This is a genomic window from Arthrobacter sp. UYEF36 (assembly GCF_040547025.1).
Taxonomy (GTDB): Bacteria; Actinomycetota; Actinomycetes; order Actinomycetales; family Micrococcaceae; genus Arthrobacter.
Window position 1 is genome coordinate 87,485 of the sequence record NZ_JBEPOX010000006.1, and the last position, 15,997, is coordinate 103,481.

Below are 15,997 nucleotides of genomic sequence, written 5' to 3' on the forward strand. Positions count from 1 at the left end.
ATTATGACACCCGCGCAATTTCCCGGCGTCAGCCCGCCGCCTGCAGGGTCGCCTCGATCACGGCAGGCGAGAGCACATACTGGGTGACCATCTGGCTGGCACCCAGGATCGCGGCCTGGTCCCCCGCCATGGACAGGCCGATCCGCAGATGGGTGGTGGCCAGCGGCAGCGAGCGCCGGTAGACGACCTCGCGGACCCCCGCCATGAGGTGTTCGCCGGCCTGGCCGAGGCTGCCGCCGATCACGATGACGGACGGATTGAGCAGGTTCACCACGGTGGCCAGCACGTCCCCCAGGTCCCGGCCTGCCTGGCGCAGGGCCTGGATCGCCTGCAGGTTTCCCGCGGACACGAGCCGCAGCACGTCCCCGCCGTTGTCGGCCTGCAGCCCCTGCAGCGTCAGGGCATGCGCGACTGCGGGGCCGGAGGCGAGCGCCTCAAGGCAGCCGTAGTTGCCGCAGCGGCAGAGCACGGCGTCGCCGCGCGGTACGCGGACGTGGCCGAGGTCGCCGGCCGTGCCGTTGGCTCCGCGCTGGAGCTGGCCGCTGCTGATGATGCCGGCGCCGATTCCCGTGGCGACCTTGATAAAGAGGAAGTTCTCGTGTTCCGGCCAGTGGGCGGTCCGCTCCCCCAGAGCCATGATGTTGACGTCGTTGTCCACCAGCACCGGGACCGGCAGCGAGCGCTGGACGTGCCGGACGACGTCGAACCCGTCCCAGCCGGGCATGATCGGCGGCTTCACCGGCATCCCGGTGGCATGTTCCACCGGGCCGGGCAGGCCGATGCCGATGCCCGCGAGGTCGTCCTTGCCGCGGCCGGCCTGGCTCAGCACTTCGAAGCCCTCCGCCACCACCCGGTCCAGCACGGCGTCCGGGCCGTCGGCGACGTCCTGCGCCAGCCGGCGCTCCGCCAGCACCGTTCCCCTCAGGTCCGTGACGGCGATGATGACGTGGGTTGCCCCGACGTCGACCGCCAGCACGACGCGGGCGGCGGGATTAAAGGCAAAGCGCGACGGCGGCCGGCCGCCGCTGGAGCTCGCCTCGCCTGCCGGTCCAACCAGTCCGGAGTGCATCAGCGCGTCGATGCGGGAGGCGACGGTGGAACGGGCCAGGCCGGTGGTGAGAGCCAGTTCGGCGCGGGTGCGGGCCTTGCCGTCGCGCAGGAGCTGGAACAGGTCCCCGGCACGGGACAGACTGCCGGCGGCCTCGGGGGCGGCGGGTTCAATGCCGGTGGGCGTGCTCATGAGTAAGTGATAGCACGAAGTTCTTATGCCTGTCACACTTCAGAAAGTTTGACACCAATTTGGCAACTTTTGCTTGACGATCGACAAAAGTCGTCCTAGCTTTGGTGTGAGGCAGATCACCGGACGCTGTGGCCTGGCCAGTGAGTCCCGTTTCAGCGAATACAAGGGGGTATTGAAGTTGTCGAGCCATTCACAAGCAGCGCCGTCGCCGCTGGGCGTCGGGATCCTGGGATCGGGTCCCGTGACACAGGCGATCCACTTGCCCTCCCTGGCGCGGCTCCGGGACATCCTCGAGGTACGCCACGTCATGGACGTGGACCCGGGCGTTGCCGAATCCGTGGCGGCCCGGGTGGGGGCGCGGTACAGCACCACTATGGAGGAACTGCTGGCAGACCCCGACGTTGACGTCGTCGCCATCTGCAGCCCGCACCAGTTCCACGCCGCACAGGTGATTGAGGCCTGCCGGGCGGGCAAAAAAGCCGTCCTGTGCGAGAAGCCCTTCGCCACGACTGGAGAAGAAGCCGCGGCCATCGCGGCGGTGTCCGCCGAAACCGGCGTGCCCATCATTGTGGGCGCCATGCACACCTTCGACCCGGGCTGGCTGGCTGCAGAAGCCGCCTGGGGGGACTTGCCCGGCCAGGTCCACACCGTCCGGTCCTCGATCGTCCTGCCGCCGAACCCGCGCTTCGAGGACTTCGCCACCGAAATCGTCGGCCGCGTTCCCGCCCCGTCCCGCGGCCCCTTGGACGACGCGGCAATCCGGGCCATGATCACCGGCGGCGTGATGGGACTGGCAATTCACGATCTGCCCCTGGTCCGCAGGTTCACACCGGACTTCGCGTCCGTTGAGGTCCTGCACGCGGAGACCGTGAGGCCCTTCGGCTACCTGATTTCACTCCGCGCCGGAGCAGTGACCGTTGAACTCCGGGCCGCGATGAACAGCACCTGGGAACCAGCCTGGACCTTCGAGGCGATCGGGGACGACGCCAGCCTCAGCATCTCCTTCACCCCGTCCTACGTGCATGCCGGATCCGCCACCGCGCGGATCCGGAGGCCCGGCACGACGACGGTGCTCGGCCCGTTCGGCCACAACGGCTATGAGGGCGAATGGCGCAAACTCGCCGACATCGCCCGCGGCGCCGGGTCGGCGCCCAGCGCGGAAACACTGATCCACGACCTTGAGTTTGCCCTCGCCATTGCCGGTAGCGCCGCCGACAGCGCCGCCAGCGACGTTCCCGCACCCGAGGAGTCCCTGGCATGAGCACCGTACTCACCGTCCACACCACCTCCGGCGCTGAAACCGCCGGCGCCATCGCCGCTGTCATCGCGTCGCTTCCCGTTTCCTTTGCCCCGGCATCAGGGGCCCCGGATGTCACCGCCGTCGCCGGCCACGCCGGCTGGACCGGTCGCGCCGCCGAGGCGATCCTGGCCGGTTCCCGCGGGGTCGTGGTCTCAGGCCCTGTCGCCGAGGACCCCGCAGCCCTGGCGGGCACGGCGGCCAGGCGCGGCGCCGTGATCGTTTTGGACCAGCGCTGGGCGGGAAACCCGGCCCTCGCTGCCTCCCACGACGCCGCCCGGGCGGTGATCTCGGCCGCCCTGGCGGACTGCGTGCTGCTGGACTCTGTTGCCTACGGCGCGCCGGACGATGACCCCATTGTGTTGCTAACCGAGCATCTCGCCGCCGTCCTGCAGTCCGGCGTCGCCGTTGACGGGCTCAAGGTGGTCCAGCGCAGCGCCAACGGCTACACCGTGGTCGGGAAGCTGGCCAATGGTGCCCCCGCGGCCCTGCAGGGGATTACTACCGCGTCTGTCCCGGCAACGGCGACCATCTCGCTCCTCAACTCCACCGGCCGGGCGGACATTACCTTGCCGGACCCCTCCGCGGCCTGGCCGGCGGAGATTTGCTCGGTCACGGCGGCCGGGGCCACCACCCTTCCAACGATCTACGAATCCGCGCACCGCCACAGCTGGCGGCGGATCCGCCGCCTGCTCGAGGCGGGCGGACCGTCCACCGACCTGCAGCAATTCGCCGCCCTCACCTCGCTCATCGACCGACTCAACGACTAGCCAGTTCCACCCGCAGCACCAGCACAAGATTCCGCATCACCTCAATGTCGAGACGGACCGGCTAGCAACGGCCGGATCCTGAAAGGAACTAATCGTGACCATCAAGTCCTCCGCAACATCCACCGCTTTCTCCCGCCGGGGGTTCCTGGGCTTCGCCGCAGCGGCGGCTTCCGCGCCGCTGCTCGCCGCCTGCGGCGGCGGCTCCGCCACCCAGGGCGGGGAAACCGGCGTCGTCAAGTTCTGGGACATGCCCTGGGCCACTCCCGCCTACAACGAGGCCGCCAAGAAGATCACGGAGGGCTACGCGCCGTCCTCGGGGAACCTCAAGGCCAGCTACCAGACCATCCAGTGGAGCAACTTCTACCAGACGTTCTCTTCGGCCATCGCGTCCAAGACCGGGCCCGCAGTGTCCACCGGCGGCGGGTTCCAGGCCTTCCAGTTTGAGCAGCAGGGGCAGATCGCATACGCCGACAAGGTCATTGACACGCTGAAGGAGAACGGCCAGTTCGACGATTTCCTGCCCGGCGTCCTGGAGCCTTTCAAGTCCGACAAGGGCTATGTGGCGGTTCCGTGGCAGCTGGACATGCGGGTGTTCTGGTACCGCAAGTCGCTCTTCGAACAGGCTGGCGTCGGCCTCCCCACCGACTGGCCATCCCTCCTGGAAGCCGGCAAAGCACTTAAGAAGATCGGCGCCTTCGGCTTCACCACCGGCGCGGGCGCAGGCAACAACTACGGCAACCACTCCATGATCATGATGATGGTCAACAACGGCGGCGGCGTCTTCACCAAGGACGGCGAGCTGGACCTGATGAACGACCGCAACGTGGAAGCCATTGAATTCATCCTTGAATTGGTCTCCAACGGAATCGTCGATCCCGCGGCGGTCAGCTACACCACCGACAACATGTCGGCCCAATGGAAGGACAAAAAGGCCGGGTATGGCCTGTTCCAGGTCAATGTTCCGCAGCGCGTGGGTGACACGTCCGGAGACTTGCTCGTCGCTGACCCGATCACCGGCCCGCACGGCGACAAGGCCACCATCGTCTTCCCGAACAACATCATGATGTACACGAACACTCCGTCCCAGGAAGCATCCGAAGCTTTCCTGGTGTACTACCTGGGGCAGCTTAAGGAACTGTGGCGCCAGAAGCTGATGTCTGCCCTGCCTGTCTTCAAATCGATCACGGAAATCCCCGAGTTTGCCGATGATCCCAATAACGTCAAGATCGTCAAGGACTGGCAGCCCATCGCCAAGACCTTCGCGGCCCAAGGCAACACCCTTAACGCCGACCTCGCAGCCCTTGACGGCGGCCAGGCCCTGAACCAGTTCACCCAGACCATCCTGACCGGCCAGTCTGACGCCAAGTCCGCCCTGCAGGCCTTCGAGTCCGGGCTTAAGTCCACTATTAAGAAGTAAGCGGCCCTTTCCATGGCACTGACTACAGTTCAATCCGGCCTCAGCCGGGCCCGCCAGGGAGTTGCCCCCGGCGGGTCCGGAGGCACCGCAAACCGCAAGAGCAAGCTCAGCGCACAGACCAGCCGGACATTCTTCTGGCTCCTGCTGCCCTCAGTCATCCTGCTCGTCCTTATCCACGGCTACCCGCTCATCCACGCCGGTGTGCAGGCCACACACGACGGTTCCCTGATCGAGACGGGCAACTTCGTCGGCGCGGAGAACTTCGCCACCGTCCTGTCCTCACCGGCGTTCTGGAAAGCGGCACAGTTCACCCTGCTCTTCACCATCGTCGGGGTGTTCGGTTCGTGGCTTGTCGGCCTGGGCCTGGCACTGATGCTCCGGACGAAGATCCCTGCGGGCAGCACCTTCAAAGTCCTGCTGCTCCTGCCGTGGGTCGTACCCATCGTGGTCTCCTCCACAGCGTGGAACTGGCTGGTCGCCACCCCGGACAGCCTGATCCCGTCTCTCTTCCGGAACCTCGGATTGGGAACGCCCCTGTTCCTCGCCGATCCCACCCTCGCTGCCGTCACCGTCATGGTGTTCAAAGTCTGGGTCAGCTTCCCTTTTATGATGATGATGATTTCCGCCGCCCTGGCCTCGGTGGACACCACGGTCTACGAGGCGGCGAGCATGGACGGCGCCACCCGCTGGCAGCAGTTCAGCCAGATCACCCTCCCGCTGATCGCCCGCTCCACCTACATCAGCTGGATCCTCATGACCATCTTCTGTGTCAACGACTTCCCCACCATCTACCTGCTCACCGGCGGCGGGCCGGTCAGCGCCACCACGTCCCTGGTAGTCCTGGCCTACCGCACCGTCTTCCAGGACTTCGCCACCGGCCCCGGCGTGGCCATCGCCTTCCTCATGACCATGACCCTGGTGGTCATCTCCGTCCTCCTGTACCGCCAGATCCGAAAGTCGAGCGTCGAATAATGAGCGCAGCAGTCCACGCCCATCCCGAGTCCGGCCCCGTCCTCGGCGTCGCCGGCCCAGCCAAGAACCGCCGCGTCCTGTCCGAAGCCGGCCACCGCGGCCAATGGTGGAGATTCGTTGCGATTCTGGCGATCACCGCGGTCGTCCTCGTCCCGATCCTGGTCACCGTGGTGCTGGCCTTCACCCCCGGCCCCACGAGCACCGCCACGGGCCCGACTTTCGAGAACCTCGCCAACGTGTTCTCCGGAACCCTCGCTGCCACGTGGCTGCAAAACAGCCTCATCACCACCCTCGCCACTGTGGTGGTCTCCGTGGCGGTCGCCGCCCCCGCTGGTTACGTCCTCTCCCGAGGCCGCAGCAAGGCGGTCTCCGGCTACTCCCTGCTGCTGTTCGTCATGCAGTCCCTGCCCATCATCACCTCGGTGGTCCCGCTGTTCATCCTCTTCGCCGGCATGGGCCTGGTGGACAACCTGCTGGGCATCACCATCATCTATGTGGGCTCCACGATGACCGTGGCCACCTGGATGATGGCTGCCTACTTCGACTCAATCCCCATCAGCCTCGAAGAGGCCTCCTGGATCGACGGCTGCTCGGTGTTCGGATCCTTCACCAAAGTGGTCCTCCGCAACAGCCTGCCTGGCATCCTGTCCACCGCGATCTTCGCTTTCCTGCTGGCCTGGAACGACTACCTCGTGGCCATCGTTTTCCTGCGCTCCAACGAGATCTTCACCCTCCCCATGGGCGTCCAGTCCTTTTTCCAGCAGAACGCCACCGACTGGACCTCTGTCATGGCCCTCGCCGTGATCATGATGCTCCCGCCCATCATCGTCTTCGCCACCCTGAACAAGTACTTCAGCGTCGGCGGCATCGGCGGATCCCTTGCCGGCCGCTAGCCAACCCTGGACCATTTTCGAAACAAAACTCCCGCAAAGGAACGAAATGTCTTACTCTCTTCAGCTTTACACCCTGCGCAATGCCATTCAGCAGGACCTGCCCGGCACCATTAAGAAGGTCGCTGAGATCGGCTTCACCCAGGTTGAGCCCTACAACTTCGTGGCCACGGCCAAGGAACTCGGCGCCGCGCTGAGGGATAACGGCCTCACCGCACCGTCCGGCCATGCTCCGCTGCTGGGCCAGGACCAGGACGAGATCTTCGCCGCCGCCAAAGAACTGGGCATCAGCACCGTCATCGATCCGTACCTGCCGGCCGAGCACTGGCAGAAGGCCGAGGATATCCAGGCCACCGCCGCGAAGCTCAACGAAGCTGCCCGGAAGGGCGCCGAGTATGGCATCCGCGTCGGTTACCACAACCACGCCTGGGAACTGGAGTCCACCATCGAGGGCCGCACGGCACTGGAATACTTCGCCGATCTCCTGGACCCCGATCTGGTCCTCGAAGTGGACACCTACTGGGTTGCCGTCGGCGGCCAGGACCCCGTCGAGATCCTGACCAAGCTCGGCGACCGGGTGAAGTTCATCCACATCAAGGACGGCCCGCTCAACACCGACACCAAGGCGCAGCAGCCCGCCGGCCAGGGGAAGATCGCCGTGTGGGACGTCATCGGCGCCGCCAGGTCCCTGGAAGTAGGCGTTGTGGAGTTTGACGACTTCTCGGGCGACATCTTTGACGGCATCGCCCAGAGCCTCGCATACCTGCAGAGCGGTTCCGCCAGCGCCCAGGGCGTGAACGCATGAGCGCCGCCCAGCGAAGTGGCCCTGTGGGCGTCGCCGTCATCGGTGCCGGCAACATCAGCAAGCAGTACCTGGACAACCTGACGGTCTTCCCGGACCTCAAGGTCCACGTCATCGCAGACCTCTTCGAGGACGCCGCCGAGGCGCGCGCCAAGGAATACGGCATCGCCGAGTGGGGCGGGGTGGATGCGGCACTGAACCACCCCGACGTCGAAATCATCGTGAACCTGACCATCCCCGCGGCCCACGTCGAGGTGGCCACGGCCGCCGTCAATGCGGGCAAACACGTCTGGACCGAAAAGCCGTTCTCGCTGGACCGCGACTCCGGGCTCGGGCTGCTCAAGGCAGCCGACGCCGCCGGAATCCGGCTGGGCTGCGCTCCCGACACCTTCCTCGGCGCGGGGCTCCAGACCGCGCGGCGGCTGATCGAACGCGGCGACATCGGCACTCCGCTGACGGCCATGACCACGTTCCAGACCCCCGGACCGGAATCCTGGCACCCCAACCCCGCGTTCCTTTTCCAGTACGGGGCCGGGCCCCTGTTCGACATGGGACCGTACTACCTCACCGCCCTGGTGCAGACCTTCGGTTCCATCCGGAAGGTGGCCGCCGTCGGCTCCAAGGCCAAACAGATCCGCGTTATCGGGTCCGGGCCGAAGGCCGGTGAGGAATTCACCGTCGAGGTTCCCACCCATGTGTCCGCCATGGCCCAGTTCGAGAACGGCCAGTCCTCCCACAGCGTCTTCAGCTTCGAATCCCCCCGGCAGCGGATGGGGTTCGTCGAGATCACCGGCACCGAAGCGACCATCTCCCTCCCCGACCCCAACCACTTCGACGGCGAGGTGCGCCTTTGGCGTGCCGGCGACGAAGAGTGGACCGTCATCCCGGCAACCGGCCCGAGCCAGGGCCGCGGCATGGGAGTGCTGGACATGGCACGCTCCATCCGCGCCGGGGTCCCGCATCGCGCCACCGGCAACCTCGCCTACCACGTCCTGGACACCATGGTCTCGATCTCCGAATCCATGGAATCCGGAAACTTCATCGACGTCGAAAGCTCCGCCCCCGCGTCCGCAGTCCTCCCCGAGGACTGGGACCCCACCGCCTCCACCCTCTAGGAAAGCAATCATGACTTCCCAAGATTCCACGGCCAGCCTCACCCCGCCCGGCGCTGCCGCCGGCACCGGTTCACTGCTGGGCGTGGCCATGATCGGCTACGCGTTTATGGGCAAGGCCCACTCGAACGCCTGGCGCAATGTGGCCAGCTACTTCGACGTCCCGGCCTTCGAACAGCGCGTCCTGGTCGGGCGAGACGCTGCCGGGGTCGCCGAAGCCGCCTCGAAGTACGGCTGGGCGGAGTCCTCCACGGACTGGCGCTCGGTGATCGCCCGCGACGACATCCAGATCGTGGATATCTGCGCCCCCGGCTGGATGCATGCCGAGATCGCGGTCGCCGCGCTTGAAGCCGGGAAACACGTGCTCGTGGAGAAGCCGCTCGCCAACACCCTGGCCGAGGCTGAGGCCATGACCGCGGCGGCCCAGTCGGCCCGCAGCCAAGGTGTCCAGTCCATGATCGGCTTCAATTACCGGCGCATCCCCGCCCTGGCCCTGGCCCGGGAACTGATCGACGAGGGCCGGCTGGGCGCGATTCGGCATGTCCGGGCGGCCTACCTGCAGGACTGGCTCGTGGACCCGGAGTCGCCCATGACGTGGCGGCTGAACAGGGAAACAGCAGGCTCCGGGGCGCTGGGCGACATTGCGTCCCACGCCATCGACCAGGTGCTGTTCCTGCTCGGCGACCAGGTCACCGAAGTCTCCGGGCGGCTCCACACCTTCACCTCGCACCGGCCCGGCCGTAACGGCCCGGAAGAGGTGACGGTCGACGACGCCGCCTGGGCGACGCTCTCGCTCGCGTCCGGGGCTGTCGCCTCGGTGGAGGTCTCCCGCATGGCCACCGGCCAGAAGAACTCGCTCAAACTGGAGATCTACGGCGAGAAGGGATCCATCCTGTTTGACCTCGAGGACCTGAACGAGCTGGGCTTCCTGGACGCCACCGTCCCCGTCCGGGAACAAGGCTTTCGGCGCATCCTGGTCAACGAACCGGAACACCCCTACGCCGCCGCCTGGTGGCCGCAGGGCCACGTGATCGGCTGGGAACACACCTTCACCCATGAAATCCGCGATTTCCTCGTCGCGATTGGCACCGGAGCCCAGCCCTCGCCGTCGTTCGAGGACGGCCTGACCGTCCAGCGTATTCTGGCCGCAGTCGAGGAAAGCGCGGCCGCCAAGAGCGCCATCATCCAACTGGCCTCCGGCCCCGCCACCGTTCCGCTAACCGAAGGAGCCTGACATGGCCCGCCCGTACACCCTGTTCACCGGCCAGTGGGCCGACCTCTCGTTCGAGGAAGTCGCGCGCCTGGCCTCGGGCTGGGGCTACGACGGCCTGGAAATCGCCGTCTCCGGAGACCACGTGGACGCCTGGCGCTGGGACGAACCCGGCTACGTCGAGTCCAAACTCGCCGTGCTGGAGAAGTACAACCTCAAGGTCTGGGCGATCTCCAACCACCTCAAGGGCCAGGCCGTCTGTGATGACCCGATCGACTTCCGCCACGAGGCCATCGTCGGGGCCAGGGTCTGGGGCGACGGCGACCCCGAAGGCGTCCGGCAGCGCGCCGCCGAGGAAATGCAGCACACCGCCCGGCTCGCCAAGGCTCTGGGCGTGGACACCGTCGTCGGGTTCACCGGCTCCTCCATCTGGCAGTACGTCGCCATGTTCCCGCCCGTCCCGGAGAAAGTGATCGAGGCCGGCTACCAGGACTTCGCCGACCGCTGGAACCCGATCCTGGACGTCTTCGACGAATGCGGCGTCCGCTTCGCCCACGAGGTCCACCCCTCCGAGATCGCCTATGACTACTGGACCACGGTCCGGACGCTCGAAGCGATCGGCCACCGCGAAGCCTTCGGACTGAACTGGGACCCCTCCCACTTCATGTGGCAGGGCATCGATCCGGTCTCCTTCATCTGGGACTTCAAGGACCGGATCTACCACGTGGACTGCAAGGACACGAAGCTGCGCCCCACCGGCCGGAACACCGTCATGGGCTCACACCTGCCCTGGGGCGACCCCCGCCGGGGCTGGGACTTCGTCTCCGCCGGCCGCGGCGACGTGCCCTGGGAATCGTCCTTCCGCGCCCTGACCGCGATCGGCTACACCGGGCCCATCTCGATCGAATGGGAGGACGCCGGCATGGACCGCCTCCACGGCGCCCCCGAAGCCCTCGCCGCCCTCAAAAAGTACGACTTCCCGGCGTCGAACACGTCCTTCGACGCCGCCTTCAAGCAGTAAAGAACCCGTGCCCCGCGCGCTAATATCCGGCCAGCGCTGTGAAGTCTGGGTCGCGTCCGTCCCCACCGGTTCGCGCGAGCTTATCTTCGCCAGCGACGACGTGCTCCTGGAGGCCCCCAACTGGACACTCGACAATTCCGCGCTCATCCTCAACGGCGCCGGCCGCCTGTGGCGGCTGGACCTTGCCAGCCGCTCGCTCGCCGAGGTCCCGCTCGCGGGGGTCCCGGATCTCAACAACGATCATGTGCTCGCACCCGTGGGCAGCCGGATCTACCTCTCCGCGGATGACGGCCACATTTACCGGGCAGACATCCAGGGCGGGGACGCGGCCCGGATCACGGCCGAGGACGGATTCTTCCACTTCCTGCACGGCGTGAGCCCGGACGGACACGAACTCGCTTACGTGGGGATGGAATCCGGCGATGTCACGAAGCCGGGACGCCTCATGACGATGCCCTCGGCAGGCGGGCCTTCGGCCTCGGTCGACACGGGGGCCGGGCACTGTGACGGCCCGGAGTATTCACCGGACGGCACATGGATCTACTTCAATACCGAGACCTTCAGCAGCCGGCCCGGGCACGCACAGATCGCCCGCGTGCGCGTTGACGGATCGGGACTGGAGCGGTTGATTCACAGCGGGACAGTCGACTGGTTCCCGCACATCTCACCCGACGGGCACCACGCCAGCTACCTCCGGTTCCCCGCAGGAACCATAGGCCATCCCGCCGACCTGCCCGTCGAAATCGTCACCGTACGGCTCGACGACTGGACTACACCGCTGCACACCTGGGCGCTGTCCGGTGGCCAGGGATCTCTCAACGTCAACAGCTGGTCACCCGATTCCAGACGCGTCGCATATGTGGCCTACCCGGTCCGCTGACTTCCCGCCGTCGAGCCCCTCCTTCGACGCCGCTCTGGACCGGCAGCTTGCCGCAACAACGCTTCACGAAGCGAACGCGGCGCCCACCGCGGACTAGTGTTTTTGCATGACGCACGCAATCCGAACGGCAACCGCGGACGACGCCGGCAGGCTGGCCGCGCTGGCGGCCGTGACCTTCCCGCTGGCCTGCCCGCCGGGCTCGTCCCCGGCAGACATCGCTGCGCACCTCGCGAACACGCTCAGCGAGGCCAACTTCCGCGCCTATCTCGCCGACCCTGACATCACCGTCCTGGTGATCGACGCGGGCGGCGAACTGCGGGGCTACAGCCTCCTGGTCGCCCGGGCCACCCGGGACCCGGACGTGGCCGCGGTCCTGACGGAACTGCCGTGCACGGAACTCAGCAAGTGCTACGTCCACCCCGACCACCACGGGCTGGGCGCTGCAGCCGAACTGATGCACGCGAGCATCGACGCGGCCGCGGCGGCCGGCGCCCGCGGGCTCTGGCTGGGCGTAAACAACCAGAACGGCCGGGCCGTCCGGTTCTACGAGAAGTCAGGCTTCCGCCAGGTCGGCACCAAGTCCTTTACGCTCGGGAACACCGTGGAGCACGACTTCGTCATGGAACGACCGCTCACCCGGACCCCGTGACCAAGCCGACAGTCCCCCGGGGAATGGAGCCGGCCGCCCCGGGGTTGTGGCCAGCATGAAGATTGAGATCTGGTCCGACGTCGCCTGCCCCTGGTGCTACATCGGCAAACGCCGCTTTGAAACCGCGCTGGCGGCCTTCCCGCACCGCGAGGCTGTGCAGGTGAAGTGGCGCAGCTACCAGCTGGACCCGTCGCTGCCCGAGCACTATGACGGCACCGAGCTGGACTACCTGAGCACCCGCAAGGGCATGGCCCCGGCCCAGGTCGCGGGGATGTTCGCGCACGTGGCGGAGCAGGCCAGGGGCGAGGGCCTCAACTACCGTTTCGACGACGTCGTGGTCGCCAACAGCTTCACCGCCCACCGGCTGATCCACCTCGCCGCCTCGCACGGGCAGCAGGACGCCGCAAAGGAACGCCTGCTCAGCGACCACTTCGAGCACGGTAAGGACATCGGCAGCCGGGACTACCTGACCTCGCTCGGGCTGGACCTGGGGATCGGCGCGGCCGAGCTGGACGAGCTGTTCACCACCGACAAATACGCCGACGACGTCCGGCTCGACTTCGAAGAAGGCCGCGCGCTGGGCATCTCCGGCGTCCCGTTCTTCGTGATCGACCGGAAATTCGGGCTTTCCGGCGCCCAGCCCGCCGAGACGTTCACCGCAGCCCTCGAGCAGGCGTGGCAGGACAGCCGCCCGCTGGAAATGGTCAGCGCCCCCGGCGGCGGGGCCGCCGACGCCTGTGGCCCGGAGGGCTGCAGCACCTGACGGCCTCCCGACGCCGAACTCGCCGGAAGCGGGGGGGGGGGGGGGGGGCGGGGGGGCGGGGGGGGGGGGGGCCCCCCCCCCCCCCCCCGCTCCCGGCGACCCCGGACCTTGGCCGCCGCCGAAGGCCGGTTTGCTGACAGATCAGGCTAAAGTGTCCGTATGCCCAGGATTTCGGCCGCGAGCAACGCCGCCCAACGAGCCGAGACCCAACACCGCATCCTGACCGCTTTCGGCGAGCTCCTGTTCACCCACGGGCTCCCGGGGCTGACCATGACCGACGTCGCCCGGCATGCCAGGATCGGCCGCACCGCCGTGTACAACTACTACGCGGACATCGAAGAGCTTCTCATCGCCTACGCGCTGGACGAGACGGAGCGTTTCCTGATCGACCTGCGCGAATCCCTGGCGGCGCTGGAGAACCCGGTGGACCGCCTTGCCCTGTACGTCCGCGCCCAGGTCGAGGACCTCAGCCGGCGGCATCTGCCGCCCGGCCCCGCGATGGGTGCTGTGCTCTCGCCGGCGTCGTTCGCGAAGCTTGCGGACCACGTCGGGGAGCTCAGCGTGCTCCTGCAGGGCATCCTTCGGGACGGCATCGCCCAGGGCTACCTGCCCGAGGCGGACATCACCCAACTGGCGCAGCTCATCCACGGCACCCTGTCTTCCAGCGCCGCCCGCGGTGACGGTGCCGGGCAGGACGCCGAGGCCGAGTCCCGGATTGCGCGCACCGTGCGGTTCGTCCAGCTCGGCGCCGGAGCCCGGTTCGACGACGGCGGCCGTCCTCTCCGCGTGTCCCCCTGACATCCCGTGCCGGCGGACACGGCCTAGCCGACGGGGGCGGGCGCAACCGTCGGCGTCATGGGCCGCCCGGATTCCTCCACGATCCGCCGGTCCTCGCGCGGGCAGCTGAGTTGGCCCGGCGTCTGGTCAACAAGTTCCGGTTTCGCCAGCTCCTTGAAGTCTCCGGTGAGGATGACGTCCACGCTCGGGTCCGTCCGGCCGTCCTGGAAATAGTCCGAGCCCGGCAGGTTCCGCTGGACACTGAACGCGGCGGACTGGCCCGCGGCGCCGGAGACGACCAACGCGACCCCGCGGTAGCTCGACGTTGTGTTGGCAACGGCCCCGACGATGAACTTGCGGGCAGCGAACTCGTCCGCCACGGACCGGGCCAGGCCCGGGCGGGAGGTCGAGTTGTAGACGTTGAGGTTGATCTTTTCCGGCGGCGTGTAGTCGAAGCGCGCTTCCGGGCAGACGGACGCGGCCGCCTGGCTGCGCTCCGCCGCCGGAATCTTGATCTGGCCGTTCATGATCGCCAGCGCCACCACAACCGCGGCGGCCACCAGCCCGACCAGCAGCACCAAGACCACACCGTGCAGGATGCGTCGTCGCTTCCGGACGGGGTTGTGGTGCAGCTCGTCGTCCTCCACGAACGTGGCCCGCAGGTCCGAGCCGGTGATGACCTGGTGTCCGTGCAGGACGGTGACGTCCTTTGGCTTTCTAGCCATTTATCACCAGCACACGCGCGTGGATCGCTGTGCGCTGGTGCAGCGCGGTCCGGACGGCCCGGTGCAGACCGTCCTCCAGGTACAGGACGCCGCGGTATTCCACGACGTGCGGGAACAGATCGCCGAAGAACGTCGAGTCTTCTGCCAGCAGCGCCTCGAGGTCGAGCGTGCGCTTGGTGGTCACCAGATCGTCCAGCCGGACCGGTCGCGGCGGCAGCGCCGCCCAGTCCTTGGGCGTGCTGTAACCATGGTCGGGGTACGGGCGTCCCTCGCCCACGGCTTTGAATATCACCCTGCAAGCCTAGGGAACTTGGACGGGCAAAGGAATCCACGACTCCCGGTGCCGGGAGGTTGTAGCCAAACAGTAACCATTTCTCCTACCATCCGCCCGTGCTGTCACAGTCAAGACCCTGCCGGAGGCACGGTCCACAGCACATGCAAAGATGCCTGGCTGCTGGGAGAATGGGGTCATGACACCTCCCGAGACCTCAGCTTCCCTCTCGCCGTCGGCTCCTCCGCTGGCACTGTTGCTCGACGTCGACGGTCCCGTGGCGAGCCCCGTCACCCGCGCGGTACAGCCGGTGATCATCGAGGACCTGCTGGCGCTGGCCGCGGCGGGGATCCCGGTCATCTTCAACACCGGCCGATCCGCTGACTTCATCCGCGAACAGGTGATGGAACCGATGATCGCCGCGGGGATGCCGGCCGGGACCCTCATCCACGCCGTCTGCGAGAAGGGCGCCGTCTGGTTCAGCTACACCTCCGCGGGCCCCGGGCCGGTCCACGTCGATCACGATCTGGCCATCCCGCGGTCCTTCGGCGACGACGTCCGCCGGCTGGTCGCCGAGGATTACGCGGAGCACATGTTCTTCGACGAGACCAAGCTAGCCATGGTCTCCGTGGAGCAGCACATCGCCGTCGAGAACTCCGACTACCGGGCCGAGCAGCAACTGTTCGACGCCGATGCCATGGATCTGATGGGCCGGCACGGGCTCGGGGTGGTACGGCTGGACCACCACGCCCCGGATTCCGATGACCGGGTCGACTACCGGGTGGATCCGACGATCATCTCCACCGACATCGAGTCGGTCAGGCTGGGCAAAGACCTCGGCGCGAGCCGGGCCGTGGAGCTGCTGGCAACGCAGGGCGTCACCCCGCAGGCCTGGCGGACGGTGGGCGATTCCCGCACCGACTACGCTATGGCCGACTGGCTGCACCACAACGACCACCCGGTGAAACACGTCGACGTCCGGCCGGCCGACGGCGTCCCGGTGAAACCCTACGACGTACTCACCGCGGCGGATCTGGGGCTTGGCGAGGACGTCATCCACGACGACGCCGGGGCGGCTTTCCTGCGCAGCTGGCGCCGGGCCCTCCTGGGCTGAACCGGCGGGCTGAACCGGTGGGCTGAAACATCCCGGGCCCAGGGTTTCCGGGGGGACGAGGGGCTCTCGCAGCCCACACTGGCGGCG

The 15,997-nt window shown here is 67.3% G+C and carries 17 protein-coding genes; 14 read left to right on the forward strand and 3 right to left on the reverse strand.

What is annotated here, in order from left to right; all coding sequences use genetic code 11:
* Positions 1–28 precede the first annotated feature (28 nt).
* Entirely contained in the window at positions 29–1,240 is a 1,212-nt protein-coding gene (locus tag ABIB29_RS10710) for an ROK family transcriptional regulator (protein ID WP_354172597.1), read from the reverse strand.
* A gap of 178 nt (positions 1,241–1,418) precedes the next feature.
* Between ABIB29_RS10710 and ABIB29_RS10715 the strand changes: the two genes are divergently transcribed.
* From ABIB29_RS10715 to ABIB29_RS10775, 13 genes are all read left to right on the forward strand, one after another.
* Entirely contained in the window at positions 1,419–2,501 is a 1,083-nt protein-coding gene (locus ABIB29_RS10715; protein ID WP_354172891.1) for a Gfo/Idh/MocA family protein, read from the forward strand.
* Positions 2,498–3,307: a hypothetical protein gene (locus ABIB29_RS10720; protein ID WP_354172599.1), complete on the forward strand. Its 810-nt coding sequence runs from the start codon at positions 2,498–2,500 to the stop codon at positions 3,305–3,307. Before ABIB29_RS10715 ends, ABIB29_RS10720 begins: the two co-directional genes overlap by 4 nt.
* Before the next feature lie 94 nt (positions 3,308–3,401).
* Positions 3,402–4,724 carry an ABC transporter substrate-binding protein gene (locus tag ABIB29_RS10725; protein WP_354172601.1) on the forward strand — a complete coding sequence of 441 codons (1,323 nt, stop codon included), beginning with the start codon at positions 3,402–3,404 and terminating at the stop codon, positions 4,722–4,724.
* Positions 4,725–4,736: 12 nt separating this feature from the next.
* Complete coding sequence (locus ABIB29_RS10730) at positions 4,737–5,696, forward strand: carbohydrate ABC transporter permease (RefSeq protein WP_354172603.1); 960 nt, start codon at positions 4,737–4,739, stop codon at positions 5,694–5,696.
* The gene (locus ABIB29_RS10735; protein WP_354172604.1) at positions 5,696–6,589 is read left to right on the forward strand and encodes a carbohydrate ABC transporter permease; all 894 of its coding nucleotides are present in this window, start codon (positions 5,696–5,698) and stop codon (positions 6,587–6,589) included. Before ABIB29_RS10730 ends, ABIB29_RS10735 begins: the two co-directional genes overlap by 1 nt.
* Positions 6,590–6,635: 46 nt before the next feature.
* Positions 6,636–7,391, forward strand: a complete 756-nt coding sequence (locus ABIB29_RS10740) for a sugar phosphate isomerase/epimerase family protein (RefSeq protein WP_354172606.1) — start codon at positions 6,636–6,638, stop codon at positions 7,389–7,391.
* Entirely contained in the window at positions 7,388–8,503 is a 1,116-nt protein-coding gene (locus tag ABIB29_RS10745; RefSeq protein ID WP_354172608.1) for a Gfo/Idh/MocA family protein, read from the forward strand. The genes ABIB29_RS10740 and ABIB29_RS10745 overlap by 4 nt, the downstream gene beginning before the upstream one ends.
* A gap of 10 nt (positions 8,504–8,513) precedes the next feature.
* Positions 8,514–9,734, forward strand: coding sequence for a Gfo/Idh/MocA family protein (locus ABIB29_RS10750; protein WP_502915591.1), 1,221 nt, complete (start codon positions 8,514–8,516; stop codon positions 9,732–9,734).
* A 1-nt stretch (position 9,735) separates the two neighbouring features.
* Positions 9,736–10,731, forward strand: a complete 996-nt coding sequence (locus tag ABIB29_RS10755) for a sugar phosphate isomerase/epimerase family protein (RefSeq protein ID WP_354172610.1) — start codon at positions 9,736–9,738, stop codon at positions 10,729–10,731.
* A gap of 7 nt (positions 10,732–10,738) precedes the next feature.
* Positions 10,739–11,611, forward strand: a complete 873-nt coding sequence (locus tag ABIB29_RS10760) for a TolB family protein (RefSeq protein ID WP_354172612.1) — start codon at positions 10,739–10,741, stop codon at positions 11,609–11,611.
* 106 nt (positions 11,612–11,717) lie between these two features.
* A complete protein-coding gene (locus ABIB29_RS10765) occupies positions 11,718–12,260 on the forward strand; it encodes a GNAT family N-acetyltransferase (RefSeq protein WP_354172614.1) in 543 nt (180 codons plus the stop codon).
* Positions 12,261–12,315: 55 nt separating this feature from the next.
* Positions 12,316–13,023: a DsbA family oxidoreductase gene (locus ABIB29_RS10770; RefSeq protein ID WP_354172615.1), complete on the forward strand. Its 708-nt coding sequence runs from the start codon at positions 12,316–12,318 to the stop codon at positions 13,021–13,023.
* 159 nt (positions 13,024–13,182) lie between these two features.
* A complete protein-coding gene (locus ABIB29_RS10775; RefSeq protein WP_354172617.1) occupies positions 13,183–13,821 on the forward strand; it encodes a TetR/AcrR family transcriptional regulator in 639 nt (212 codons plus the stop codon).
* 23 nt (positions 13,822–13,844) lie between these two features.
* Here ABIB29_RS10775 and ABIB29_RS10780 read toward each other — a convergent pair whose 3' ends face one another.
* A complete protein-coding gene (locus tag ABIB29_RS10780) occupies positions 13,845–14,525 on the reverse strand; it encodes a LytR C-terminal domain-containing protein (RefSeq protein ID WP_354172619.1) in 681 nt (226 codons plus the stop codon).
* A complete protein-coding gene (locus tag ABIB29_RS10785) occupies positions 14,518–14,817 on the reverse strand; it encodes a type II toxin-antitoxin system VapB family antitoxin (RefSeq protein ID WP_024367337.1) in 300 nt (99 codons plus the stop codon). Before ABIB29_RS10785 ends, ABIB29_RS10780 begins: the two co-directional genes overlap by 8 nt.
* 178 nt (positions 14,818–14,995) lie before the next feature.
* Here ABIB29_RS10785 and ABIB29_RS10790 point away from each other — a divergent pair, with 178 nt between their 5' ends.
* Positions 14,996–15,910 carry a Cof-type HAD-IIB family hydrolase gene (locus ABIB29_RS10790; protein ID WP_354172620.1) on the forward strand — a complete coding sequence of 305 codons (915 nt, stop codon included), beginning with the start codon at positions 14,996–14,998 and terminating at the stop codon, positions 15,908–15,910.
* Positions 15,911–15,997: the final 87 nt, after the last annotated feature.